This is a genomic window from Lysobacter soli, assembly GCF_009755585.1.
Taxonomy (GTDB): domain Bacteria; phylum Pseudomonadota; class Gammaproteobacteria; order Xanthomonadales; family Xanthomonadaceae; genus Lysobacter_J; species Lysobacter_J soli.
Map to the genome: position 1 here is coordinate 31,576 of NZ_CP046603.1, position 22,702 is coordinate 54,277.

Consider the following 22,702-nt stretch of genomic DNA (forward strand, 5'->3'; position numbering starts at 1 on the left):
TCAGATCACCCGCAGCGTGATCGCCTTCAGCACCGCGCGCGTTCGGTCGCGCGTGCCGAGCTTCTCCAGGATCACCGAGACGTAGTTCTTCACCGTGCCTTCGGCGAGGAACATCGCGCGGGCGATTTCCTTGTTCGAATACCCGCCGGCGAGCAACCGCAGGATCGCGACCTCGCGCTCGGTGAAGTGCTCGCGCGGCGCTTCCTGCTGGTGGTACTGGTAGCGCGCGCGCACCGGATCGGTACTGACCGGCTGCAGCAGCGTTTCGCCGGCCGCGACGCGCGCGATCGCCTCGCGCAGGTCCTCGGGCGCGGCGTCCTTCAGCAGGAATCCCTGCGCGCCGGCTTCGGTGGCCTGCAACAGCAGTTCGCTCTCGTCGAACGTGGTGAGCAGCAGCACCGGGGTCGTGTCGCCGCGTTCGCGCAGGCGGCGCAGCGCTTCGATGCCGTCCATGCCCGCCATGCGGATGTCGCTGAGCACGACGTCCACGGGCGATTCGGCGAGCCGTTCGAGCAGCTCGGTGCCGTCGTTCGCCTCGAAGGCGATCGCGATGCCGTGTCGTTCGAGCAACGCGCGCAGTCCCGCGCGGACAATGGCCTGGTCGTCGGCCAAGGCGATGCGCAGCGCCGTCATGCGGGCAGGCTCGCGTCGATGCGCAGCGAGCCGCGTTCGGAGCGCCCGAACGCGAGTTGTCCACCGGCGGCAACCACGCGTTCGCGCATGCCCGACAGGCCATTGCCTTCGCGGATCGCGCCACGCACCTGGCCGTCGTCTTCCACGCGGATGCGCAGGCGGTCGCCTTCGCAGTCCAACGACACCTGCACGATGTCGGCATCGGCATGGCGCGCGCTGTTGGTCAGCGCTTCCTGCACCAGTCGCAGCACGGCTTCGGCGGTGGCCGGATCGGTGACGTGCACCGATTGCGCCACGTGCAGCCGCAGCGAGGGCCGCGGCATCGGCGCCGCGAGCGCGCGCAACGCGGTGCTCAGGTCGAGGCCACGGTCGTCGCGCATCGCCTGCACGATGCCGCGGATGTCGCTGAGCAGTTCGGTCGAGAGTTGCTGCGCGATGGCGACTTCCGGCCGGCCGGCGAAGGCCGGATCTGCCGCCAGCGCGCGCAGGTTCAAGGTCATCGCCGTGAGCTTGTGGCCGGCGACGTCGTGCAGCTCGCGCGCGACGCGAAGCCGCTCGTTGTCGCGCGCGCTGTCGGCCAGCAGCGCGCGCGTGGCGAGCAGGTCGGCGTTGACGAGCGCGAGCCGGTCGCGGGCGCGCTCGGCGCTCACCGCATACCACGCGCACAGCGCGGCGAAGAGCTGGAAGCCGATGTGGATCATCACCACGGTGAGCGGCGCACTGTGGCCGTCGCCCCGCAGCACGAACCAGAACGCGATGTCGGCCGCGATCACCGCCATCGCCGTGATGCGCAGCGACGTGGCCGCCGCCATCACCGCCGTCCACACGACCAGCAGCACCGGTGCGACCGACGGCTTCGGATCCATCCACACCAGTGTCAGCGCGATGAGCGGCATCAGCGTCAGCTGGACCGGTCGAAACCAGCCCACGCGCGGCAGGAAGTCCACCGCCAGCATCAGGACGGCGTACAGCGAAAGCAGCGCGATCGCCCACGGCAGGCGATCGGGCGGCATCCAGCGGAACGCCATGCCGACGGCGACCAGCGTGAAGAGGCCGGCGAGGTTCAGGGGCTGGAGCAGAGAGCGCACGCGTTCGTTCATGACCACATGCTGCGACCGCCCCGGCGGCGCGCGCAATGGATCGGGCGACGAAAGTGACTTCCGGCAGGTCGAGGCGATGACCGCGGGCACTGCGGCCGGCGCGCGCCGGCGCGCATCGTGTGTCCACACCCTCTTCCCGACCAACGCTGCCATGACCGCCTACCAGATGCTCGTCGCCGTGCACGTCCTCGTGGGCGCCGTCGCCCTCGTGACCTTCTGGACCGCCGGCCTGCTGCGCAAGGGCACGCCGGCGCACCGCAACACCGGCCGCGTGTACCTGCTGGCGATGGTCGGCATCGTCATCACCGGCGCGCCGATGGCGATCACGCGCTGGATCGACGGCCATGTCGTCACGGCGGCGTTCCTCGCGTACCTGGTGGTGATCACGAGCACCGGCGTGTGGGTGTCATGGCGCGCGATCCGCGACAAGGCGGCGCCGCAGCGCTTCGTCGGCCCGGTGTACGTCGCGTTCGGCGCGTTGTCGTTCCTATCGGGTGCGGGCGTGCTCGCGTTGGGAATCCAGGCCGGCGCGCCGTTGCTGATGGGATTCTCGGCCGTCGGGCTGTTCACGGGCTTCGACATGCTGCGCCGCCGCGTTCGTCGCGACACGTTCGCGAAGACGCCGCGCTGGTGGATGACGCAGCACTACACCGCGATGATCGGCAACGGCATCGCCACGCACATCGCCTTCCTCGGCATCGGCCTGCCGCGCCTGCTGCCGTCGGTGAACGGTACGGCGCTGCATTACCTCTCGTGGTTCGGTCCGCTGGCGGTGGCGCTCGTCGCCAAGGTGATCCTGGACCGCCGCTGGAAGCCGCGCCCGGCGTCGAAGTCCGTGGCGGCCACGCCGCGCACGCAGAACGCGTGAAGGCCAGATTCCGTTCGGTTATGTCGGGCTGACGAACCGTTGCGTGAAATCGCACCGCGCGTAACCCACCGTTTACTTCCGCCGTCCCGCGATCGCCTACCAATAGGCGCACGACGACCCGGAGGGAAGCGACATGCGGATCAGCATCATCGGCGCCGGCTTCAGCGGCTGCGCACTGGCCACCGAACTGGCACGCGCGGCGTCGTCGGACGTGGACATCCAGCTGGTCGGTGTGCCCGAAAGCTTCGGGCGCGGCGTGGCGTATGGCGAAGCGCGGCCGGAGCACCTGCTCAACGTGCGCGCCCGCGACCTCGGCGCGACCGCGGACCATCCGGGCGAATTCGCCGACTGGCTGAACCTCACCGAGCGCGCGCGCACGACGTTCCTGCCGCGCCTGGTGTACGGCGAATACCTGCATTCGCGCTTGAACGCCGCCTCGCAGCTGTCGCTGGGCGGCTTCAACCGCATCGCACAGGAAGCCATCGCGATCGACCGCGAAGGCCCGGCGTTCCGCGTGCATCTGGCCGACGGATCCGATTTCGTCAGCGACCGCGTGGTTCTCACCGTCGGCGCGCTGCCGCCGCAGCCGCTGGCGGGCATCGGGCCGCGCCTGGCGGTGCATCCAAGCTACATCGCGTGGCCGTGGCAGAACGGGCTGGACGGCATCGGCGCCATCGACCATATCGCGCCGAACCAACGCGTGCTGATCATCGGCACGGGGCTGACGATGGCGGATGTCGTCGCAACGCTGCATCGCCGTGGGCATCGCGGCCCGATCACCGCGCTGTCGCGCCACGGGCTGCTGCCGCAATCGCATACCGACGAACCGGCGGCGCCGATCGCGCTCCCGCCTACGGTGCTGCACGCGATCAACACGCACGATCTTCGCGAACTGGTGCGTGCGCTGCGCGCGCTCACGCCGATCGTTCCGGACTGGCGCAGCCTGATCGATGCGCTGCGTCCGTACCTGCAGGGTTTCTGGCGCGGCCTGCCGTCGCCGCAGCGCGCGCAGTTCCTGCGCCACCTGCGCTCGCATTGGGAAGTGCTGCGTCATCGGCTCGCGCCGACGCTCTCGCGCGAGATCGAGGAACTGCGCGTGCGCGGTCGCCTTCGCATTCGCGCCGGCCGGCTGCTGCGCGCGCGGCGGACCGGCGAGGCGGTGGAAGTGCTCATCCGCGAGCGCGGCTTCTCGCATGCGAGTCGCGAGGAGTTCGATGTCGTGGTGCGCGCGACCGGCTTCGATACGGACGTCGATCGCACGAGCCATCCGTTGATTGCACAGCTGCGCGACTCGGGCCTCATCACCGCCGATCCGCTGGGGCTCGGCATCGAGGCATCGACGAAATACGAAGCACTCGACGGCAGCGGCGCACCGGTGCGCGGGCTTTATGCGCTGGGCCCGCTGCTGCGCGCGCAGCTGTGGGAGATCACCGCGGTGCCGGAACTGCGTGTCGCCGCGCGGGCGCTTGCGAAGCAGTTGCTCAGCTCGCAGGAGCGACAGGCGAGCCTCGGGATCCGGCGCGGGATGGAGGCGCTGGCTCGGCCGTGACGTTCGCTGTCACCACCAACGAATGGCGGAGGCCGGGACCCAGGCTCGCAGCGTGCGATCACCGATGCCCGGTTGTAATCGGGAGAGCGTGAGAGTCGCTGGGTCCCCGCTTTCGCGGGGATGACGGACCTATCGTTCGCACATCCCTGTAGTTCGGACGTCAGACGTCAGACGTCCCCGCCCGTCGCCCAACCCTCGCCCGTGCCGCGGTTGAACACGGTATCGGTGTCCAGCACGTTGCCGGCGGGAATCGAGTCCTGCTTCGCCAGCGATGCATAGATCGGCGTGAAGTCCGGTCGCGTGGCTTCCATCAACTGCTCGTAGCTGTCGATGACGAAGTAGGTCTTCTGGAAGGTATCGATGCGGTACTGCGTGCGCATGATGCGTTCCAGGTCGAAGCCGATGCGGTTCGGCGCGGCGCTGTCGAGGCAGTGGATCGACTCGCCCTTCGACGACACGATGCCGCTGCCGTAGATGCGCAGGCCGTCGTCCTGTTTGATCAGGCCGAATTCCACCGTGTACCAGTACAGGCGCGTCAGGTTCACCAGCGCGTCGGGGCCGATGCCGTGCGCTTTCACCCCGCCGCGGCCGTAGGCCTGCATGTAATCGGCGAAAACGGGGTTCATCAGCAGCGGCACGTGGCCGAAGAGGTCGTGGAACAGATCCGGCTCGGCCAGGTAGTCCAGCTGCTCGGGCTTGCGGATCCACCACGTCACCGGGAAACGGCGGTTGGCGAGGTGGTCGAAGAAGGTCAATTCGGGCAGCAGGCCCTCGACACCGACCAGCTCCCAGCCCGTCGCCTTGCGCAGCATCCGGTTGAGATCGTCGTACTTCGGGATGCGATCGGGCGTCATCCCCATCGCTTCCTGCGTGCGCAGGAATTCATCGCTGGCGCGCCCCACGAGGATTTCGCGCTGGCGTTTGAACAGCGTGCTCCAGACCTCGTGGTCGGTGGCGGTGTAATTGGCCCAGGGCTGCTCGACCACCGCCGTCGTGTAGACCGGCACGTAGCCCTTGTCGGTCATCTGGTGTTCCACGCGGTTCGGGGTGCCGAGGTTCATGCCGTGCTCCTGAGTCGAACTTCGACTGTAGCGGCCGGACGGCGCAATGGGCTTGCGTTGTTGCGCCTGTGACGGCGTGTGGCGCAATATCGTTGCGTCAGATCAGAAAAAGGCGCAATCCATGGCCGCCGTGGAACTCGATCGCACCGACCTGCTCATCCTGGCCGAACTCCAGCGGGAAGGCCGCCTGACCAATGCCGAGCTGGCCGAACGCGTCCACCTCTCGGCTTCGGCCTGCCTTCGCCGCGTGCAGCGGCTGGAACGGGAAGGCGTGATCGCGGGCTACCGCGCCGAGGTCGATCCCGAACGATTGGGTCTCGGGCTCCAAGCTTTCGTCCGCGTGCAGCTTTCACGGCACGATGCCGACGCGATCACCGCTTTTGCGACCTTCGTGAACCAGTGGGACGAGGTCGTTGCCTGCCATGCGCTGACGGGTGACATGGACTACCTGCTCCAGATCGTCGTGCAGGATCTGGAGCACTTCTCGCGATTCCTGCTCGACCGCCTGCTCACTCAAGCGGGCGTCGCCGACGTGAACTCGAGCTTCGTCCTCCGGACGGTGAAGGCGTCCGGCGGGATGCCGCTGCCGGCGCGTTGATCAGCCCTGCCCGCGCAAGCTGCGCGCTTCTTCGGCCAACGTCCGCGAACCAGCGATGATCATGCGCACCATCAACGTGAGCTGACGGACCAGTTCCGGGTCCTTCTCGCGCGGCAGGTCGACGGCCGTGGCGCCCATCGCGAACACCAGGCGGGTGATGGCCTTGGCGACCAGGGCCGGCTCGCGCAGGGTCACGCCCTGGGCGGCGTTGATCTGGATGAGGCTGATGCGCAGCTCTTCCTCGAAGAAGCTCAGCTGGCGGTCAACCGCATGCTTGAAGGCATCCGAGCCCGCGGTGCCTTCGCGCAGGAGGACATGCAGCAGCTGGTCGTCGGCGCGGAGCTGTTCCATGAACGCCTCGACCGCGCCGCGCACGGCGCTGCGGTCGATCGCGGCGCGCACCCGGGCGGCCTCGATGATCTTCTGCAATGAAACGCCGGCAAGATCGATCAGCGCGACGGCCAGTTCGTCCATGTCACGGAACTGGCGATAGAAGCTGTTCGGCGCGATCCCGGCCTCGCGGGCGACTTCACGCAGGCTGAGCGTCGAGACGCTCCGGTGCGGTCCGATCAGCTTGAGCGCCGCGGCGAGCAGGTCTTCGCGCGAGATCGCCGACTTTCGACCCGCGATGTGCTCGGAATCGGCGGGAATGTGGGAGGTGGGGCTCAAGGCGGCGGGCACGGCGGCGATCGGTCCGGCATCATATCGGGGATTTAATATACGGTCGTATACACATCTGTGCGCGTGTCTGTATAGTTCAACCCATGAGTGCCGTTCTCCGTTCCTCCAAGCGCCCGCGCGGTCTGCGCCGGCTGATCCACGCCTGCGTCGCCCCGAGCGTCTTCGACTTCTGGGCCCAGCGCCTGGACCGCACCTGGACGTGGGACCGCCCGCTGGCCCGCATCGTCGAGCGCCGCGCCGAATCGCGCGACGCCGTGACGCTGGTGCTGCGCCCGAACCGTCACTGGCGCGGCTTCCGCGCCGGCCAGCACGTCAACGTCAGCGCGGAGATCGACGGCACGTCGGTCACGCGCAGCTACAGCCTGAGCGCCGCGCCTCGCGCCGACGGCCTGCTGGCGATCACGGTCAAGCGCGTGGAAGGCGGCAAGCTCAGCGCGCACCTGTTCGACAACGCCTGCGTGGGCGACGTCCTCCATATCGGTCCGGCCTTCGGCGAGATGACCTGGCCGGACGCCCACGACGCCGGCTGGCTGCTGCTGGCCGCCGGCAGCGGCATCACGCCGCTGATGGCGCTGGTGCGCGAACACGCGGCGCGCGGCATGCCCGCGCCGGTGACGCTGCTGTACTGGGCGCGCACCCGCGAGGAACTCTGTTTCGCCGACGAACTGCTTGCGTTGGCCGACGCGCATCCGGAATTCGCGGTGCACTGCCTGCTCACGCGCGAAGGGGAGGCTGGCGCCGAACCGGCCGGTCGCCTCGACGCCGCGCAGCTGTCCGCGCTCGTGCCGGACGCCGCGCAGCGACGCGTCTACGCCTGCGGTCCGTCGGGTTTCGTCGACACCGCGCGCGCGCTGCTGGAAGGCAGCGCCCGCAGTTTCCACGCCGAAGCCTTCACGCCGCCGGCGCGCTCTTTCGAGGACAGCGGCGAAGCCGTCGTCACCCTGCAACGCAGCGGCCGCACGCTGACCGTGCCGCGCGGGCAGTCGCTGCTCACGGCGCTGGAAGCGCAGGGCATCAAGCCGGCGTCCGGCTGCCGCATGGGCATCTGCAACACCTGCGCCTGCGGCAAGTCCGCCGGCGCCACGCGCGACCTCGCCACCGGCGAGATCCGCACCGAACCCGCGTCCGCGCTGCGCCTGTGCATCAGCGCCGCCGCGGGCGACATCGAACTGGACCTGTAAGTTGAGCCGCACCGACATGACGTTCCGCAATCGCGCACTTTCCCCGGCAGAACTCGACCGCTTCGGCGCGGAACTCGACGACCTGCGCAAGCGCACCGTGGCCACGCTCGGCCAGCGCGACGCCAACTACATTCGCTCGATCGTCGCGTGGGTCCGCTGGACCGAAGTCGCCGGTCGCGGGCTGCTGTACCTGGGCGCGTTCTCGCTGCTGTTCGCGCCGGCGCTGCTGTGGCCTGCGTGCGTGCTCGGCGCGCTGATCCTGGGCCTGTCGAAGATCCTGGAGAACATGGAGCTGGGCCACAACGTCATCCACGGCCAGTACGACTGGATGCGCGACCCGCACCTGGACGGCAAGACGTACGAGTGGGACATCGTCGGCACCGCCGACAACTGGCGCCACACGCACAACTTCCGCCATCACACCTACACCAACGTGCGCGGCTTGGACGACGACATCGGCTACGGCCTGCTGCGCATCTTCCCGGAACAGCGCTGGCGCGCGTATTACCTGATGCAGCCGGTGATCGCGGTGGTGTTCGCGCTGCTGTTCGAGTGGGGCGTGGCGATCCAGAACCTCAAGCTCGGCCGCTGGATCCACGGCAAGGTCTCGCACCGCCAGATGTGGCGCATGTTCAAGCCGGTGGGCCGCAAGATGGCGCGGCAGATCGTGAAGGACTACGTCGTGTTCCCCGCGCTGGCCGGCCCGTTCTTCCTGCCGGTGCTGCTGGGCAACGTCGTGGCGAACATCATCCGCAACCTGTGGACCTACACGATCATCTTCTGCGGGCATTTCACCGCCGAAGCGGAGACGTTCCCGAAGGACTGCGTGCGCAACGAGTCGCGCGGCCACTGGTACCTGCGCCAGCTGCGCGGTTCGTCGAACATCAGCGGCGGCTGGCTGATCGACGTGCTCTCGGGCAACCTGAGCCACCAGATCGAACACCACTTCTACCCGGACGTGCCGGCCAACCGCTATGCGGCGATGGCGGTGGAAGTGCGCGAAATCTGCAAGCGCTACGGCCAGCACTACAACACCGGCTCGCTGCCGAAGCAGTTCGGCCAGGTGGTCTGGCGCATCGTGCGGCACGCGTTCCCGAGCCGCCCGCGACGTGTTGCGCCGCTGGTGGCGGCTAGCGAAGCGGCTTGATCCGAGACTCGGAAGCGCTGCGCTTTTAGCCCCTCCCCCCTCGGGAGAGGGGCTAGAGACCAAGGACCCAAGGACTCACCGCGACAGCACACCCTGCTCCGCCAGCGCCTTGCACTGCGGGTCGCGGCGCAGCTTCGACATCCACTTGCGGTCTTCTTCCTCGCAGAACGCGCGCAGCTTCGCCTGCTCGCCCTTCGCGTCGGCCTGCCGGCGTGCGGCGATCGCCTCGTCCTGGCGCGCCTTCTGCCATTGCGCGACCTTTGCGCGGATCTGCGGCATCGCCGCGAGCGCGGCGCGTTCGCCTTCCATGATCGCGTTGTTGCGCTGCTCGAAATCCGCCGGGCCGATTTCGTTGACGCTCGGGCGGATCACGACGTCGGCGCGCGCCAGTTCCTGCGCGCCGAGCTTCTGGCCCATGATCGTGATCGACTGGTTGACGTTCCCCAGCATGCTGCCCGGGTTCTTGCCGCTGGCCTTGCTGGAGATGTCGACCGCGATGACGAGATCGGCGCCGAGCTGGCGCGCCGCATCGACCGGCACGGGGCTCACGACGCCGCCGTCGACGTAGTGGAACTTGCCGATCGCCACCGGCTCGAACACGCCCGGAATGCTGCTCGACGCGCGCACGGCCTGGCCTGTGTTGCCGCGCACGAACACGGTGCGGTCGCCGGTTTCCAGGTTCGTCGCCACCGCCGCGAACGGCATGCGCATGCGCTCGATGCTCTTTCCGCCGACCAGCTGGTTCACGTAGTCCTGCAGTTTCTGGCCCTTCACCACGCCGCCGGAGAACAGGCTGACGTCGCGGATCTGCGCTTCATCCAGCGAAAACGCCGTTTTCTGCATCGCGAACGCATCCATGCCGCTGGCGTAGAGCGCACCGACAACGCTGCCCGCGCTGGTGCCGGCGACGACCACCGGCTGGAAGCCGTTGGCCTCGAGCATCTTGATCACGCCGATGTGCGCGAAGCCCTTCGCCGCGCCGCCACCCAGCGCGAGGCCGATGCGGATCTTCGGCGCCGGTGAGGCAGGCGCGACGACGGCCGGCGGCGGAGTCGGCTTCACGGCCTCGCCGCCGCAGGCGCCGAGCAGGACGGCGAGGGAAGCGAGCAGGAGCGGGCGCAGCGAACGGAGCGGGGTCATGGACACGGGAAAGAAGGATTGGAGGCGATCAGCGGCGGAGGATACAGCGGGCGGGCGGCGCGACAGCGTGCGCACCGCGGCGGATTCATCGGTCAGCGCAGTTCCTTGCGCACGACGAGCTTCAGCCCCGACCAGACCGCATCCACCGCGCAGACCTTCACGTCGACGAAGCCGAGCGGCAGCGCGACGTCGCGGATCGTGTCCTCGGTGATGTCGGTGGCTACTTTCGCCGCCTTCTTCGGCCACGAGACCCAGACGGCCGCATCGGGCGCGAGCGTGCGACGGCACGTGCCGAGCACGTCGGCCAGCACCGCGCGCTGCGTACAGAACACGTGCGCGATGTCGACGCCCTTCGACAGCTTCGCCAGGAACCGGACGCCCGGCGGCAGCGGTTCGAGCAACGCGCGGTAGTCCTCCGGCGCGGCCAGCGTCCATATGCTGGAGCCCTCGCGCACGCCCAGCTTCTTCGCCAGGGGCGTGCCCGAATAGCCGCTGCCGGACGACGTGGTCATCGCGTGATCAGAACGCGTTGTCGCCGTCGAGGATGCGGCCGAGCCCGCCAAGTACCGAGCCTTCGCCGCGCGCCTGGCCGCCGCCCTGCGGCGCCGCGGCGAGCATGCGGCCGGCCATGCGCGAGAACGGCAGCGACTGCAGCCACACCTTGCCCGGGCCGGTCAGCGTGGCGAGGAACACGCCTTCGCCGCCGAACATCATGCTCTTGATGCCGCCGACCGCCCGCACGTCCATCTGCACGGTGTGGTGGTAGGCCATCACGCAGCCGGTGTCGACGTCCAGGCGCTCGCCGGCGCGCAGTTCGCGCTCGACCACCGTGCCGCCGGCGTGCACGAACACCCAGCCGTCGCCTTCCAGCTTCTGCATGATGAAACCCTCGCCGCCGAACAGGCCGGTGAGGATGCGCTTCTGGAACGCGACCCCGACCGACACGCCGCGCGCGCCGGCCAGGAAGCTGTCCTTCTGGCAGATCAGCCGGCCGCCGTGCTCGTCGAGCTTCATCGCGAGCACCGTGCCCGGATAGGGCGCGGCGAACGCGACGCGCGCCTTGCCGCTGCCGGTGTGCGTGAACATCGTGGTGAACAGGCTTTCACCGCTGAGCACGCGCTTGCCGGCCGAGAACAGCTTGTCCATCAGGCCGCCGCCCTGCCCCGTGTGGCGGCCGTCGCCGAAGACGGTGTCCATCTGCACGGCGGCGTCCTTGTACATCATCGCGCCGGCCTCGGCGATCGCGCATTCGCCCGGATCGAGCTCGACCTCGACGAACTGCATGTCGTTGCCGACGATGCGGAAATCGATGTCGTCGCTGTTGCGCGAGGCGACCGACGGCGTCGGCGGCGGCAGGTGTGCCGGCTGCACGCCGGTGGCTTCGGCGAACTCGGGCACCGACCGCACGGCCTGCCAGCCCGACAGCCCTTCGCGCCAGCACAGGTCATCCGGATGCTGGCGCGCGTGGGCGCGTGCGGAGGCCGGATCGAGCGGACCAACGCGCTGCGAGCTGCCGGCGGAAACGAAATACCACTGCGTCATGGGAATCCTGTCGTCGCGTCGGAAAGCCGCGAGTGTAGCGGCGGGGTGTGGTGGTGCATGGGCGGGAGGTCACTGCGGGCGCCTGCGTGCGAAGCGGCGTTCATGCGGCGGCTTCGCACAGCGCCGGAACCTCGCGTAAAGCCCCTGCTTGAGCCCCTCTCCCCACGGGAGAGGGGTTGGGGTGAGGGGCGGGACGTGCGGCAGCGCTCGCGCTCGCTGTGCGCGATCTCTTCCAAAGCAAGCGCAGAAATCCAGCGCGGTGGCGCAAAGTTGGTTCGACGTAGCCGCTTCGTTGCCCCTCACCCCAACCCCTCTCCCGAGGGGAGAGGGGCTAAAACCTAGGGCGCAGCAACTACCCCAACGCCGCCAGCGCCGCCGCACGCGCATGAAGCGCCGTCGTATCGAACAGCGGCACGCTCGCGTCGTCCTCGCCGACCAGCAGTCCGATCTCGGTGCAGCCCAGGATGATCCCCTGCGCGCCGCGCGCGACGAGCCCATCCATCACGCGCCGGTATTGCGCGCGCGATTCGTCGCGGATCACGCCCTGGCACAGCTCGTCGTAGATCACGCGATGCACGAGATCGCGTTCGTCCGGTTCCGGTACCAGCACGTCCAGCCCGTGCCCTTCGCTGAGCCGCCGGCGATAGAAATCCTGCTCCATCGTGAAACGCGTCCCGAGCAGCCCGATGCGCGTAATGCCGCGTGCGCGGATCGCATCGCCCGTCGCATCCGCGATGTGCAACAACGGCAGCCCGCTCGCGGCTTCCACCGCGTCGGCGACCTTGTGCATCGTGTTCGTGCAGATGACCAGCAACTGCGCGCCGCCGCCCTTCAGCGAGCGTGCCGCGTCCGCCAGTACCGCACCGGCTGCCTCCCAGTCGCCCGCATGCTGGAGCTTTTCGATTTCAGCGAAGTCGACGCTGTACAGCAGCAGGCGCGCCGAATGCAGGCCGCCGAGCTGCTCCTTCACCGTCTGGTTGATCGTGCGGTAGTACGGGACGGTCGATTCCCAGCTCATGCCGCCGATCAGGCCCAGCGTTTTCATGGCGTCGCCTTCGCGGGCTTGCCGAACTTCTCGCCGAAGAAATCGCCGGCGTTCCATTGCGGACGCTGCGGCGAGTCGGCAATCAGCCGGCCGATGCGCGCGTTGAGCTTCGCCAGCCGCGCCGCATCGGCCCACTGGATCGGCTGCGACAGGTCGTCGCCGGGCTGGTGATAACGCTCCTTGAGGAACGCGTCCTGCACCGACTTCGCATCGCCGTCCACGCCGGTGTAGCCGCCGTCCAGGTACACCGCGGGCACGCCGGCGCGGATGAACGCGTACTGGTCGCTGCGCACGAACACCACCTCCTCCGGCGACGGATCGGGCGACAGCGACACGCCGATCTCCTTCGCCGCCTGCTGCACCAGCGGATGCAGCGTCGAATGCTCCACGCCGATGGGCACGACGTCCTTCGTCGGCGACAACAGCATCGGCATGTCCATGTTGACGTTGGCGACCAGCGTGCCGTCGACGCTCGGATGTCGCGCGAACCACTCCGCGCCGAGCAGGCCCTTTTCCTCCGCCGTCACTGCGACGAACAGCACCGAGCGCTTCGGCGCCGCGCCATCGTGCGCGAGCCGGTTCGCGGCCTCCAGCATCACGCCGATGCCCAGCGCGTTGTCGAGCGCGCCGTTGTAGATCGCATCGCCCTTCACCGGCGCGCCGATGCCGACGTGGTCCAGATGCGCGCTGAAGACGACGTGTTCGTTCTTCAGCGCCGCGTCGCTGCCTTCCAGGCGCGCGACGACGTTGCGCGACTCCACCGCCGCGATCGCGGTATGCGCGGCGAGGCGAATCGTGCCCGGCAGGTCGAACGCGCGCAGCTTCCCATCGCGCAATTCCTGGGAAAGCTGACCGGCGGTGCGTCCACCGGCGGACAGCAGCGCGTCGGCGCTGGCCGAGCTCGCCATCGCGTACACGCGCAACTGCGGCCACGTGTCGATGCCCTTGCCGTCCGCGCCGCGCAGGCGCATGCCCGGCGTCTGCCAGTTGTCGGCGCGACGCTGCCACGGCGAACGTGCCTGTTCGTCGTCGCTCTGCACTTCGATCATGCCCACCGCGCCACGGCGGACGAGTTCCTCGGCCTTGGTCGCGCGTGAGGAATGGAAGGCGCGGCGGTCGTTGTCGAACTTCGCCGGCGCGCCGTTGAACAGCACCGCGATCTTCCCCTTCACGTCGACGCCGGCGAAGTCGTCGTGCTGCAGCTCCGGCGCGTAGACGCCCTGCCCCACGAACACCGCCGGCGCCTCGACGCTGGCCTGGGCTTCGTTGAAGTTGATGCCGGGCAGGAAGTCGTCGCGGAAGCGCAGCGCGCGTTCCTGTCCGTCGCGCACGACCACCAGCGCATTGCCGTCGGCCTGGCGCACGCCGCGCAGCATCGGCACGGTCTGGAAATAGCTGCCGTCGTCGCCCGCCGGCGCCAGGCCGATCGCACGGAAGCGCTGCGCAACGTAGAGCGAGGCGAGCTCGTACCCGCGCGTGCCGGCCTCGCGGCCTTCGAGCAGGTCGTCGGCGAGGAAGCGCACGTCGGCCTCGATACGCCGCGCGTCGCTGCCGGCGCTGGCGTCGTAGGTTTCCTTCACCGGCGTGGACGCCGGTGCGGTCGGCGCAGGCGCCTTCTGGCAGGCCGCAAGGGCCAGGGCAAGACTGAGCAGCGCGATGCGGCGCATGGGCGGTTCCGTGAATCAGGAATCCCGGAACCTAGCACCCGCGCCGAACACGGCCAAATGCCGTTCGGCGTGAGGATCGAATGGGGTTACGGCTCGCGCCGGGGCGGGAATCGCAATACGACGCCGTTGTCGCGTGCCGGCCGATTCCACAGCACCGGCACTTCGCGCGGCGGCGGCGGTTCGAGTTCGTCCGACAGCGGCGCGATGGTCGCGTCTTCCTCGTCTTCCCAGCTGTAGCGCTTGCGCGGCGGCAGAGGGTCGGTGCGGCGCAGCAGGTACGCGGCGATAACGCCGGCGATCGCGCCGCCCAGGTGCGCCTGCCAGGACACGCCCGGCTCGCGCGGCAGGATCGTGAGCAACATGCCGCCGTAGAACATGAAGGCGAGCATCGCCGCAGCGATGGACGCGCGATCGCGACGGAGCAGGCCGAGCACGAACACCAGGAACATCAGCCCATGCGTGATGCCGCTCGCGCCCAGGTGCCGCGTGCCGGGATCGCCCAGCAGCCACGCGCCCAGGCCCGAGCCGATCCACAGCAGCGGCAGCGCGCGAATCATCGCCTTGGGATACAGCCCGCCGGCGAGCGTGCCGAGCATCAGCAGCGCGATGGCATTGGCGGCGACGTGTTCGAACGAGCCGTGCAGCAGCGGCGCCGCGAGGATGCCGCGCAGGCCCTCGATCGACCACGGCTGCACCGTCCAGGCGGCGACATCGAAATGCCCCTGCGCGCTGAAGACCGCCAGCAGCACCAGCACGACGGCCAGGCTGGTGTTGAACGCCCGCAGCCAGCGGCGCTTGTCGGCGCGGCGCTGCTCGGGGGTGTCGGGGACCGCTTCGGGCGTGGGCAGGTGCATGCGAACGACATTGAAGCGTCCGCTCGCGATTACAAGGCCGGCGCGGCGGGCCGGTGAATCCCGCGATCGCGCCTGCAGGGCCTTGCCGCCGCGGTCCTCGAAAAAACGCGGCCGCCCTGCCCCGACCCCGTAAAATGCCGCGATGAACGCTCCCCTGCCCTCCGTACGCCTCAAGAACGCCTGGAAATCCACCCACCCCTGGATCTTCCAGCGCCTCGTCGACAAGCCCGCCCAGCGGCCCAAGCCCGGCGCCATCGTCGACGTGCTGGGCGTCGAGGGCGACTGGATCGGCCGCGGCTTCTACAACGGCCACTCGCGCATCGCCGTGCGCATCCTCGAAACGAATCCCGACATCGACGTCGACGCAGGCTGGTTCGCGCGCAAGATCGCCGCCGCCGTCTCGCTGCGTCGAGACGTGCTCAAGCTCGACGAAGTCAGCGATGCCTGGCGCGTGGTGCACAGCGAAGGCGATGGCCTGTCCGGCCTGGTCGTGGACCGCTATGGCGACCTGCTGGTGGTGGAGTTCTTCAGCGCCGGCATGTTCCGCCATCGCGAATGGATCTACGACGCGCTGAAGGCGCAGTTCCCCGGCTGCCGCTTCTACAGCTTCGCCGACGAACACGTGCAGAAGCAGGAATCCTTCGATTTCCGCGGCACCGAACCCGTGCCGCCGGCCGTCATCACCGAATACGGCATCAAGTTCCGCGCCGACCCGGCCGGCGCGCACAAGACCGGCTTCTTCGCCGACCAGCGCGAGAACCGCCAGTGGCTGTCGCAGCAGGTCGAAGGCAAAACGGTGCTCGACCTGTGCTGCAACACCGGCGGTTTCGCCGTGTATTCGGCCGTGCGCGGCGCCACCGAAGTGCTGGGCGTGGACATCGACGCCGACGTGATCGAGATCGCCAAGGGCAACGCGAAGCTCAACAACGTGCGCCCGCGCTTCGTGCAAGCCGACATCTTCCCGTGGCTGCGCGACGCCGGCATCCGCGGCGACCAGTACGACGTGGTGATCCTCGACCCGGCCAAGATGACGCGCGATCGCGAGCAGGTGATCCCGGCGCTCAAGAAGTACCTGGACATGAACAAGCTCGCCCTCGGCGTGGTGAAGCCCGGCGGCCTGTTCGCGACGTTCTCGTGCACGGGCCTGGTCAGCGAGGACCAGTTCCTCGACATGCTGCGCCGCGCCGCGTACTACTCCGGCCGCACCGTGCAGGTGCTCAAGGTGGCCGGCGCCGGCGCCGATCATCCGTGGCTCGCGCAGGTGCAGGAATCGCGCTACCTCAAGGCGGTGTTCTGCCGCGTGGTGGACTGAGCGCCCTCCCCTCGCACGCCGACGTGGCGCGCCGGGGTTTTCCAACGCCACGTCGCGCGCAGTTCCGAACGTCGACGGCCGCCTCGCGTCTCACGGCATGAGACCGCGGCCGATACACTGCAAGTCGTACCAACCCGCAAGAGGCGCACATCATGGACACGCTGATCATCGCGGCAGGCGCCGCCATCGTGCTCATGCTGGTCTACGTGGCCTGGCTGCTCACACGGCTGGCACGCGGACACGGTGAAGGCGCCGGCGTTGCCGAGCTGGCCACGCTTCGCGAGGCCGAACGCGCCAAGGCCATCGAACTGTCCGCCTTGCACGTGCGGTTGTCCGAGCGCGATGCCGACCTCGCCGCCGGCGCGGAAACGATCGCGCGACTCGCGCAGGAGCGCGACGAAGCGCAGGAACGTGCCGAACGCATGGGCACCTCGGCGCTGGAACTCGCCGCCAGCCTTCGCGCCCGCGAAACCGAACTCGGCGACGTGCGCCAGCGGCTCGAGGCCGAGCGCGAGGAACTCACGCGACTTCGCGCAGAACTCGTGCAGCTGCGCGAGCGCAGCGCGCAGCTCGACGCGAACCTCGCCCACGCCGAGCAGGCGAAGGCCGAGATCAAGGGTTTCCTCGAAACCGCGCAATCGAAGCTCTCGGCCACCTTCGCCGAACTGGCCGGCAAGACGTTCGAAGAGCGCGGGGCGCAGTTCGAAAACAACGTGCGCAACGCGACGCAGCAGTCGAAGTCGGACATCGAGACGCTGCTCAAGCCGTTCGCCGAGCAACTCAACGTCTTCCGCCATCGCGTGGACACGGTCTACGGCGAGGAGGCGAAGGAACGCGCCGCGCTGGCCGGCGCCGTCAACGAGCTCAAGACGCTCAACCAGGACATGGCCGAGCAGGCGTCGGCACTGACGCGCGCGCTGAAGGGCAGCGCGAAGGTGCGCGGCGACTGGGGCGAGCTGATGCTGGAAAGCGTGCTGCGCGGCTCGGGCCTGGAAGAAGGCACGCATTACGACCGCCAGACCTCCAGCGAGGACGATGAAGGTCGCCGCCTGCGTCCGGACGTGGTCGTGCGCCTGCCGGGCGACCGTCGCATCGTCGTCGACAGCAAGGTCAACCTGATCGACTGGCAGCAGGCGATGAACGCCGAGACGCCGGAAGCGCACGAGGATGCGCTGCGTCGTCACTCGGTCGCGCTGCGCCAGCACATGAAGGACCTGGCGGAGAAGAACTATCCGAAGGCCGTCGGCGATTCCGCGCTGGAGGTAACCGTCGCGTTCGTGCCGATCGAAGGCGCGCTGTCGGCCGCACTGGGCACCGATGCATCGCTGCAGACCGACGCGTTCGCGCGCGGCATCGTGTTCGCCTCGCCCAATACGCTGATGGCGGTGCTGCGCGTCATCGAGCGGCTGTGGACGCGCGACAAGGTGCAGCGCGAGGCCATCGAGATCAGCAAGACCGGCGGCCTGCTGCTCGATGCGCTGCAGAACTTCCTCGCCGAGTTCGATCTGGTCGGCCGCAAGCTGACCGACGCGCATACCGCCTTCACCGATGCGCGCAGCAAGCTGTCCGAGTCGCGACACGCCGTCATTCCGCGCGCCAAGCGCCTGGTGGAACTGGGCGTGAAGGGAAAGAAGGCGCTGGCGGCGGAGCTCGAACCGGACGAGCCGATCCTGCCGCTGGTACTGGAGCGCTCCGGCTCGGACGACTGAAGGCGACCGCCCGCGCGATGCGGGGGCACGAACCGATGCCCCGCCCTGCTCTGCGGATAAAGAAAAACCCCGATGTCTCCATCGGGGTTTTTCGTTACTGCAGCCAGTGAACGACGCGGGGATCAACCGCCATCGGTCGGCATCACCGGCATCGCATCCACCGGCACCTGCGGGTTGGTGTCGTCCTGCAGATAGTCCGGCAGGCTGTCGGCGTCGTCGGAGTTCATGCGGTCGCCGAAGATCTGGTAATCGCGGCGCTGCATCCAGGCGTCGCGCACCAGGGCGTAGTCGTCCTCGGCGCCTTCGCGGAAACTGTCGGTCGCCAGCAACTGCGCACGCACGTCCACCAGCTGCAGGCCCTGCAGCGGAATACGCACGCGATCGGCTTCCACCTGGCGCAGCGGGCTCAGCGGCGCATCGCCGACCATGCCGAAGCTGTCGCGCAGCGTGCGCGGGCCGAACAGCGGGAGCTCGACGAAGCGCGAACGCTTCCAGCCCCACACGCCGAGCGTCTGGCCGAAGTCCTCGCTCTTGTTCGGCAGTTTGGCGTCGGACGCCGGATCGAAGATGCCGCCGATGCCCAGCGTGGAGTTGAGCAGGAAGCGGCCCAGCGACTGCCCGGCCTGTTTCGGCTTGCCCTGCAGCAGCGCGTTGATGGCCGACACCGGCTGGCCGAGGTTGTTGAAGAAGTTGCTCACGCCCAGACGGAACGGGCGCGGCACGACCTTCACGTAACCGCGCGCGAGCGGCCGCGCGACGCCGCGATCGACCGCGTTGTTGAAGCGGTGCATGCCGCGGTTGTAACGCTCCCATGGGTCGTAGACGGCGGGCGTCGCCGCCGGTGCAGGCAGCGTCGGGTCGGCGTATTCCTGGCCGTAGATGGCTTCGAAGTCGCGCTCGGCCTGCGTCGGTTCGCCGTGCGGCTCGGTCGCCGGTTCGGTCGGCGTCGGCGGGATCTCCGTCGGCGGCGGGACGTCCGGCGTCACCGGCTCCGTGGGCGGCGTGGTGGCCGGCTCGTTCGGCGGCAGCGGCGGCGGGACGGGCTCGGTCGGCGGTGTCGCCGGCGTCGGCTGCGTCTCGGTCGGCGGCGGGGTCGTCGGGGTGGACGGCGGCTGCGTTTCCTCCGGCGGGCGACCGGTCTCGCCGTCGATGGTGGCTTGCACGCACTTGCGTGCGGCGGCCTTGTCGTCGCCGGCGGCCTTCATGCAGCGGTCGAATTCGGCCGCCTGTGCACCGGAAAGCGGACGCGTGAGGATCTGCGCCTGGCCGATCAGCGGCGCGGCGGCAAGGACGAATGCGATGAGGGGTGCGTGGGGGCGCATGGTCGCAGTGTAAGGGCTCGGGAATGCACGGCCGGCCCTGCCCGCAGGCACGGCCGGAACTCTGTGTCGCGGCTCAGCCGGCGAAAGCCAGCGCCGCGTCGAGGCGGTACGCCCGGCGCAGGTCGGCCAGACCGGGCGGTGAACCGACCACTTCGGTGATCCCAAGGCGCGCGCTGAGCTCGGCCAGCAGCGCGAGGCCCGCGCTGTCGACCGATTCCACGGCGCTCAGATCCAGCCTGCGCGCCTTCGCCGCGCGCAGCTGCGACCACAACGAGGCGACGGCGGCGCGCTCGAGCACGCCGCCGAAGGCGAGGGTGTCACCGTCCTGGCGGACCGTCGCGGCGGCCATGTCAGTTCGTGGCGGCCTGCGCCTGCAGCTTGCCGGCCTTGATGTCGGCGGCGACCTGCGGGATCGACTTCTGCTTCAGTGGCGCGTCGAACTGGTTGCGGAAGGTCTGCACGAAGCTGACGCCTTCCACCATCACGTCGAACACCTTCCACTGCGTACCGACCTTGCGCATCAGGTAGTCGACCGGCACCGGCTCGTTGCCCTGGCGCAGGTACTCGCTCGACACCTTGACGATGGCGCCGCCACGCAGCGGCGTTTCGGACTTCACGCGGACCTTCAGCTTGGTGTTGAGGTCCAGCAGCGACGAGCCGTAGCGCTGCATCAGGCTGTCGGCCAGCGCGTCGGCGAAGACCTTCACGTCGGCGTCGGAAGCGCCGCGACCGTGCACGCCCAGCACCAGGCGCGCGGAGTAGTCGCGGTCGAACATGTTGTTGAACTCGCTACCGATGAAGTCGCGCAGCGCGCCGCGGTTCTTCTGGAACTCGGCGCGACGCGACTCGAGCGTGGCGAGGATGCGGGTGGAGTTGGTCAGCACCAGCTGGCTGGGCGTGCCCGCCGCGTCGGCGGTCGCGGCGGCCGGCGCCGGCGCGGCCTGCGCCAGCACGACGGCCGGGGCGGCCACGGCCAGGGCGGCGGCGATGAACAGGGAAAGCGATCGGTGGGAGATGCGCGTCATGGCTTCTGGGTCTCGTCCGTGGGGGCGGATTCGCCTTGCAGGTAATCGGGAAGTGCGGCGTCTTGGCCGCTGGGTTGTCCGGCATTGTCGGCGGGCTTTGCGCCACCGCCGCTGAACATGTACTTGCCCACCAGCTGGATCAGATCGACCGCCGACTGGGTCAGGTAGATCTCATCCCCGGGCTTGAGGTTTTCCGGGTCGCCGCCCGGCGCGAGGTTCACGTAGCTCTCGCCGAGCAGGCCGCTTGTAAGGATGCTCGCGGCGGTATCGGCCGGCAGCTTGTCGTAGCGCTTGTCGATCGCCAAGGTGACAACGGTGTCGAACTTGACGGGATCGACGTCGATCTTGTCGACATGTCCAATCGACACGCCGCCGATCTTGATCGGCGCATTGGGCCGCAGGGCGCCGATGGTCGAGAAACGGGCGGTCAGGTCGTAGGTGTCGCCGCCCAAGCCCCAGCGGCCGTTGGTCGAGGCGAGCGCCAAGACCAGCAGCGAGGCGAGGGCCAGCAGGAGGAAGGCGCCGACGGCGAATTCGATTCGGGGGGCACGCATAGGCAGAACCGGTAGGAGGGGAGTGCGGGTGGCCTGCCGTTCCTCAGCGGAACAGGAAGGCCGACATCACGAAGTTGAACATCAGCACCAGCAGCGAGGCATTCACGACCGCGCGGGTGGTCGCGACCGAGGTGCCTTCGATGGTCGGCTCGGCGTGGAAGCCCACGTAGGCCGCCACCAGCGCCGCCGTACCGCCGAACACCGCCGACTTCACGAACGCCATCAGGAAGTCGTCGACGAAATCGACGCTGTCCTTCAGCACCTGCCAGAAGGTGCCCGCGTCCAGGCCGATCACATGCACCGACTCGAAGTAGCTCGCGCTGATCGCCAGGCTGCAGAAGAAGCCCGTCAGCAGCGGCACGCACAGCACCGCCGCCCAGAAGCGCGGCGCGACGGCCTTGCCGACCGGGTCGATGGCCATCAGGCCGAGCGCTGTGATCTGGTCGGTCGCGCGCATCAGGCCGAGTTCGGCGGCGATCGAGCTGCCGGCGCGGCCGATGAAGAGCAGGGCGGTCAGCACCGGGCCCAGCTCGCGGTACAGGCCAAGGCCGAGCATGGCGCTGACCTGCGCCGTGGCGCCGTAGGTTTCGAGCGCCCGGTAGCCCAGTAACGTCACGGAAAGTCCGACAAACGCGCCACCAACAGCGATGATCGGCAGCGAACGTGCGCCGATCTTGTAGATCTCACGAACCAGCTCGCGCCAGAAGTCGGCCGTCGGCTTCGACGCCCGCAGGACGGACAGCGAGAACAACCCGGCCCGACCGAGCGAGCGGGTGGCGGCAACGAACGGCATCAGGCGGCCTCCGAATTGCGCGGCGCGGCGTCGAACGCGATCGGTCCATCCGGCTCGCCGTTGAGGAACTGGCGCACGAACGGATCCTCGCTGGCTTCCAGCTGTGCCGGCGTACCGGAGAAGACGATCCCGCCGTTGGCGATGACGATGGCGTGGTCGGCGACGGGCAGGGTTTCGTGCACGTGGTGAGTCACGACGATGCTGGTCAGCCCGAGCGTGTCGTTGAGGCGCTTGACCAGTTCCATCACCACGCCCGAGGCGATCGGGTCCAGGCCGGTCAGCGGCTCGTCGTAGATCATCAGCGGCGGATCCAGCGCCAGCGCGCGCGCCAGCGCGACGCGTCGCGCCATGCCGCCCGACAGCTCGCGCGGATAGGAATCGGCCACCGCGCGCAGGCCCACCGCGTGCAGCTTCATCAGCACCAGCTGGCGGATCACCGCATCGGGCAGGTTGGTGTGCGCGCGAAGGGGCAGGGCGACGTTCTCGGCCGCGGTGAGGTCGGTCAGCAGGCCGTTGCCCTGCAGCAGCACGCCGATGCCCTTGCGAAGTTCAAGCAGCGCACGACGGCCCTGCGGCACGGCCTGGCCAAAGACCTCCACCGAACCGGCGGCCGGGGCCAGTTCGCCGGTGAGCGCGGCCAGCAGCGTCGACTTGCCGCTGCCCGACGGACCGAGTACCGCGACGATGCTGCCGCGCGGAACATCCAGGTGGATGTCGCGCAGCACGGCGCGACCGCCGCGGTCGAGGCGGAGGTGGTTCAAACGGACGATGGGCGTTTCGTTCGTCATGCGCGTGCGTGTTCGGCCGGCTGCCGGTGAAAGCGGGCAGGATGGCCGGTGGGGGCTGAACGGAACCGGGAAGCCGGCATTGTCGCAGGTTCGCCGCGCTTTGCCCGCCGTGCCATCCGGCACGGTGCGTTCG

At 68.9% G+C, this 22,702-nt stretch carries 23 protein-coding genes; 7 read left to right on the forward strand and 16 right to left on the reverse strand.

Annotated features, from left to right (window positions below; all coding sequences use genetic code 11):
• Complete coding sequence (locus GOY17_RS00155) at positions 1-633, reverse strand: response regulator transcription factor (protein ID WP_157028813.1); 633 nt, start codon at positions 631-633, stop codon at positions 1-3.
• On the reverse strand, positions 630-1,733 hold the full coding sequence (locus tag GOY17_RS00160; RefSeq protein ID WP_157028814.1) for a sensor histidine kinase: 1,104 nt from the start codon (positions 1,731-1,733) through the stop codon (positions 630-632). Before GOY17_RS00160 ends, GOY17_RS00155 begins: the two co-directional genes overlap by 4 nt.
• On the opposite strand from GOY17_RS00160, the gene GOY17_RS00165 reads away from it, so the two are divergent.
• Together GOY17_RS00165 and GOY17_RS00170 are read left to right on the forward strand one after the other, a co-directional pair.
• The gene (locus GOY17_RS00165) at positions 1,732-2,601 is read left to right on the forward strand and encodes a DUF2306 domain-containing protein (protein ID WP_157028815.1); all 870 of its coding nucleotides are present in this window, start codon (positions 1,732-1,734) and stop codon (positions 2,599-2,601) included. The two genes, GOY17_RS00160 and GOY17_RS00165, sit on opposite strands and share 2 nt — an antisense overlap.
• Positions 2,602-2,734: 133 nt before the next feature.
• On the forward strand, positions 2,735-4,150 hold the full coding sequence (locus GOY17_RS00170) for an FAD/NAD(P)-binding protein (RefSeq protein ID WP_157028816.1): 1,416 nt from the start codon (positions 2,735-2,737) through the stop codon (positions 4,148-4,150).
• A gap of 167 nt (positions 4,151-4,317) precedes the next feature.
• Here GOY17_RS00170 and phhA read toward each other — a convergent pair whose 3' ends face one another.
• The gene (gene phhA / locus GOY17_RS00175) at positions 4,318-5,211 is read right to left on the reverse strand and encodes a phenylalanine 4-monooxygenase (protein ID WP_115843122.1); all 894 of its coding nucleotides are present in this window, start codon (positions 5,209-5,211) and stop codon (positions 4,318-4,320) included.
• A 121-nt stretch (positions 5,212-5,332) separates the two neighbouring features.
• On the opposite strand from phhA, the gene GOY17_RS00180 reads away from it, so the two are divergent.
• Positions 5,333-5,809, forward strand: a complete 477-nt coding sequence (locus GOY17_RS00180) for an Lrp/AsnC family transcriptional regulator (RefSeq protein WP_157028817.1) — start codon at positions 5,333-5,335, stop codon at positions 5,807-5,809.
• On the opposite strand, the gene fabR is transcribed toward GOY17_RS00180, so the two are convergent.
• Positions 5,810-6,460: an HTH-type transcriptional repressor FabR gene (gene fabR, locus GOY17_RS00185; RefSeq protein ID WP_115843321.1), complete on the reverse strand. Its 651-nt coding sequence runs from the start codon at positions 6,458-6,460 to the stop codon at positions 5,810-5,812. It lies immediately after the preceding gene.
• A gap of 113 nt (positions 6,461-6,573) precedes the next feature.
• On the opposite strand from fabR, the gene GOY17_RS00190 reads away from it, so the two are divergent.
• Together GOY17_RS00190 and GOY17_RS00195 are read left to right on the forward strand one after the other, a co-directional pair.
• The gene (locus GOY17_RS00190) at positions 6,574-7,671 is read left to right on the forward strand and encodes a ferredoxin reductase (RefSeq protein WP_115843118.1); all 1,098 of its coding nucleotides are present in this window, start codon (positions 6,574-6,576) and stop codon (positions 7,669-7,671) included.
• A gap of 16 nt (positions 7,672-7,687) precedes the next feature.
• A complete protein-coding gene (locus tag GOY17_RS00195; protein WP_115843319.1) occupies positions 7,688-8,818 on the forward strand; it encodes a fatty acid desaturase family protein in 1,131 nt (376 codons plus the stop codon).
• Positions 8,819-8,893: 75 nt separating this feature from the next.
• On the opposite strand, the gene GOY17_RS00200 is transcribed toward GOY17_RS00195, so the two are convergent.
• The 6 genes from GOY17_RS00200 to GOY17_RS00225 all read right to left on the reverse strand — a co-directional run bounded on the left by GOY17_RS00200 (position 8,894) and on the right by GOY17_RS00225 (position 15,066).
• On the reverse strand, positions 8,894-9,958 hold the full coding sequence (locus GOY17_RS00200) for a patatin-like phospholipase family protein (protein WP_157028818.1): 1,065 nt from the start codon (positions 9,956-9,958) through the stop codon (positions 8,894-8,896).
• A 92-nt stretch (positions 9,959-10,050) separates the two neighbouring features.
• Positions 10,051-10,470 (reverse strand): DUF3052 family protein, encoded by a 420-nt coding sequence (locus GOY17_RS00205; protein ID WP_157028819.1) that lies wholly within the window; start codon positions 10,468-10,470, stop codon positions 10,051-10,053.
• A gap of 7 nt (positions 10,471-10,477) precedes the next feature.
• A complete protein-coding gene (locus tag GOY17_RS00210; RefSeq protein ID WP_115843112.1) occupies positions 10,478-11,500 on the reverse strand; it encodes a TIGR00266 family protein in 1,023 nt (340 codons plus the stop codon).
• 352 nt (positions 11,501-11,852) lie between these two features.
• Positions 11,853-12,545 (reverse strand): aspartate/glutamate racemase family protein, encoded by a 693-nt coding sequence (locus GOY17_RS00215; RefSeq protein WP_157028820.1) that lies wholly within the window; start codon positions 12,543-12,545, stop codon positions 11,853-11,855.
• The gene (locus GOY17_RS00220) at positions 12,542-14,212 is read right to left on the reverse strand and encodes a M28 family metallopeptidase (protein ID WP_157028821.1); all 1,671 of its coding nucleotides are present in this window, start codon (positions 14,210-14,212) and stop codon (positions 12,542-12,544) included. The genes GOY17_RS00215 and GOY17_RS00220 overlap by 4 nt, the downstream gene beginning before the upstream one ends.
• An 86-nt stretch (positions 14,213-14,298) precedes the next feature.
• Positions 14,299-15,066, reverse strand: coding sequence for a rhomboid family intramembrane serine protease (locus GOY17_RS00225; protein ID WP_157028822.1), 768 nt, complete (start codon positions 15,064-15,066; stop codon positions 14,299-14,301).
• 142 nt (positions 15,067-15,208) lie between these two features.
• On the opposite strand from GOY17_RS00225, the gene GOY17_RS00230 reads away from it, so the two are divergent.
• On the forward strand, positions 15,209-16,378 hold the full coding sequence (locus GOY17_RS00230; RefSeq protein ID WP_115843104.1) for a class I SAM-dependent rRNA methyltransferase: 1,170 nt from the start codon (positions 15,209-15,211) through the stop codon (positions 16,376-16,378).
• Between the two features lie 152 nt (positions 16,379-16,530).
• On the forward strand, positions 16,531-18,087 hold the full coding sequence (locus GOY17_RS00235) for a DNA recombination protein RmuC (RefSeq protein WP_157028823.1): 1,557 nt from the start codon (positions 16,531-16,533) through the stop codon (positions 18,085-18,087).
• A gap of 122 nt (positions 18,088-18,209) precedes the next feature.
• Here the strand turns inward: GOY17_RS00235 and GOY17_RS00240 are convergent, their stop codons facing one another.
• From GOY17_RS00240 to GOY17_RS00265, 6 genes are all read right to left on the reverse strand, one after another.
• A complete protein-coding gene (locus GOY17_RS00240; protein WP_232338489.1) occupies positions 18,210-19,409 on the reverse strand; it encodes an MlaA family lipoprotein in 1,200 nt (399 codons plus the stop codon).
• Positions 19,410-19,482: 73 nt separating this feature from the next.
• The gene (locus GOY17_RS00245) at positions 19,483-19,758 is read right to left on the reverse strand and encodes an STAS domain-containing protein (RefSeq protein ID WP_115843100.1); all 276 of its coding nucleotides are present in this window, start codon (positions 19,756-19,758) and stop codon (positions 19,483-19,485) included.
• Position 19,759: 1 nt separating this feature from the next.
• Positions 19,760-20,434, reverse strand: a complete 675-nt coding sequence (locus GOY17_RS00250) for an MlaC/ttg2D family ABC transporter substrate-binding protein (RefSeq protein WP_198173753.1) — start codon at positions 20,432-20,434, stop codon at positions 19,760-19,762.
• Positions 20,431-20,994, reverse strand: a complete 564-nt coding sequence (mlaD, locus tag GOY17_RS00255; RefSeq protein WP_115843098.1) for an outer membrane lipid asymmetry maintenance protein MlaD — start codon at positions 20,992-20,994, stop codon at positions 20,431-20,433. Before mlaD ends, GOY17_RS00250 begins: the two co-directional genes overlap by 4 nt.
• Before the next feature lie 37 nt (positions 20,995-21,031).
• Positions 21,032-21,781 carry an MlaE family lipid ABC transporter permease subunit gene (locus tag GOY17_RS00260; RefSeq protein ID WP_115843096.1) on the reverse strand — a complete coding sequence of 250 codons (750 nt, stop codon included), beginning with the start codon at positions 21,779-21,781 and terminating at the stop codon, positions 21,032-21,034.
• Positions 21,781-22,569, reverse strand: a complete 789-nt coding sequence (locus tag GOY17_RS00265) for an ABC transporter ATP-binding protein (protein WP_115843094.1) — start codon at positions 22,567-22,569, stop codon at positions 21,781-21,783. Before GOY17_RS00265 ends, GOY17_RS00260 begins: the two co-directional genes overlap by 1 nt.
• Positions 22,570-22,702 lie beyond the last annotated feature (133 nt).

What these genes read in the sequence shown, in the direction of transcription:
- GOY17_RS00245 (WP_115843100.1), bottom strand. Translation starts at nt 19,758, where the DNA reads ATGGCCGCCGCGACGGTCCGCCAGGACGGTGACACCCTCGCCTTCGGC.
- GOY17_RS00160 (WP_157028814.1), bottom strand. Translation starts at nt 1,733, where the DNA reads ATGAACGAACGCGTGCGCTCTCTGCTCCAGCCCCTGAACCTCGCCGGC.
- GOY17_RS00165 (WP_157028815.1), top strand. Translation starts at nt 1,732, where the DNA reads ATGACCACATGCTGCGACCGCCCCGGCGGCGCGCGCAATGGATCGGGC.
- GOY17_RS00200 (WP_157028818.1), bottom strand. Translation starts at nt 9,958, where the DNA reads ATGACCCCGCTCCGTTCGCTGCGCCCGCTCCTGCTCGCTTCCCTCGCC.
- GOY17_RS00215 (WP_157028820.1), bottom strand. Translation starts at nt 12,545, where the DNA reads ATGAAAACGCTGGGCCTGATCGGCGGCATGAGCTGGGAATCGACCGTC.
- GOY17_RS00180 (WP_157028817.1), top strand. Translation starts at nt 5,333, where the DNA reads ATGGCCGCCGTGGAACTCGATCGCACCGACCTGCTCATCCTGGCCGAA.
- phhA (WP_115843122.1), bottom strand. Translation starts at nt 5,211, where the DNA reads ATGAACCTCGGCACCCCGAACCGCGTGGAACACCAGATGACCGACAAG.
- GOY17_RS00250 (WP_198173753.1), bottom strand. Translation starts at nt 20,434, where the DNA reads ATGACGCGCATCTCCCACCGATCGCTTTCCCTGTTCATCGCCGCCGCC.
- GOY17_RS00265 (WP_115843094.1), bottom strand. Translation starts at nt 22,569, where the DNA reads ATGACGAACGAAACGCCCATCGTCCGTTTGAACCACCTCCGCCTCGAC.
- GOY17_RS00240 (WP_232338489.1), bottom strand. Translation starts at nt 19,409, where the DNA reads ATGCGCCCCCACGCACCCCTCATCGCATTCGTCCTTGCCGCCGCGCCG.
- GOY17_RS00225 (WP_157028822.1), bottom strand. Translation starts at nt 15,066, where the DNA reads ATGCACCTGCCCACGCCCGAAGCGGTCCCCGACACCCCCGAGCAGCGC.
- GOY17_RS00260 (WP_115843096.1), bottom strand. Translation starts at nt 21,781, where the DNA reads ATGCCGTTCGTTGCCGCCACCCGCTCGCTCGGTCGGGCCGGGTTGTTC.
- GOY17_RS00235 (WP_157028823.1), top strand. Translation starts at nt 16,531, where the DNA reads ATGGACACGCTGATCATCGCGGCAGGCGCCGCCATCGTGCTCATGCTG.
- GOY17_RS00210 (WP_115843112.1), bottom strand. Translation starts at nt 11,500, where the DNA reads ATGACGCAGTGGTATTTCGTTTCCGCCGGCAGCTCGCAGCGCGTTGGT.
- GOY17_RS00205 (WP_157028819.1), bottom strand. Translation starts at nt 10,470, where the DNA reads ATGACCACGTCGTCCGGCAGCGGCTATTCGGGCACGCCCCTGGCGAAG.
- GOY17_RS00190 (WP_115843118.1), top strand. Translation starts at nt 6,574, where the DNA reads ATGAGTGCCGTTCTCCGTTCCTCCAAGCGCCCGCGCGGTCTGCGCCGG.
- GOY17_RS00220 (WP_157028821.1), bottom strand. Translation starts at nt 14,212, where the DNA reads ATGCGCCGCATCGCGCTGCTCAGTCTTGCCCTGGCCCTTGCGGCCTGC.
- GOY17_RS00155 (WP_157028813.1), bottom strand. Translation starts at nt 633, where the DNA reads ATGACGGCGCTGCGCATCGCCTTGGCCGACGACCAGGCCATTGTCCGC.
- GOY17_RS00230 (WP_115843104.1), top strand. Translation starts at nt 15,209, where the DNA reads ATGAACGCTCCCCTGCCCTCCGTACGCCTCAAGAACGCCTGGAAATCC.
- GOY17_RS00195 (WP_115843319.1), top strand. Translation starts at nt 7,688, where the DNA reads ATGACGTTCCGCAATCGCGCACTTTCCCCGGCAGAACTCGACCGCTTC.
- GOY17_RS00170 (WP_157028816.1), top strand. Translation starts at nt 2,735, where the DNA reads ATGCGGATCAGCATCATCGGCGCCGGCTTCAGCGGCTGCGCACTGGCC.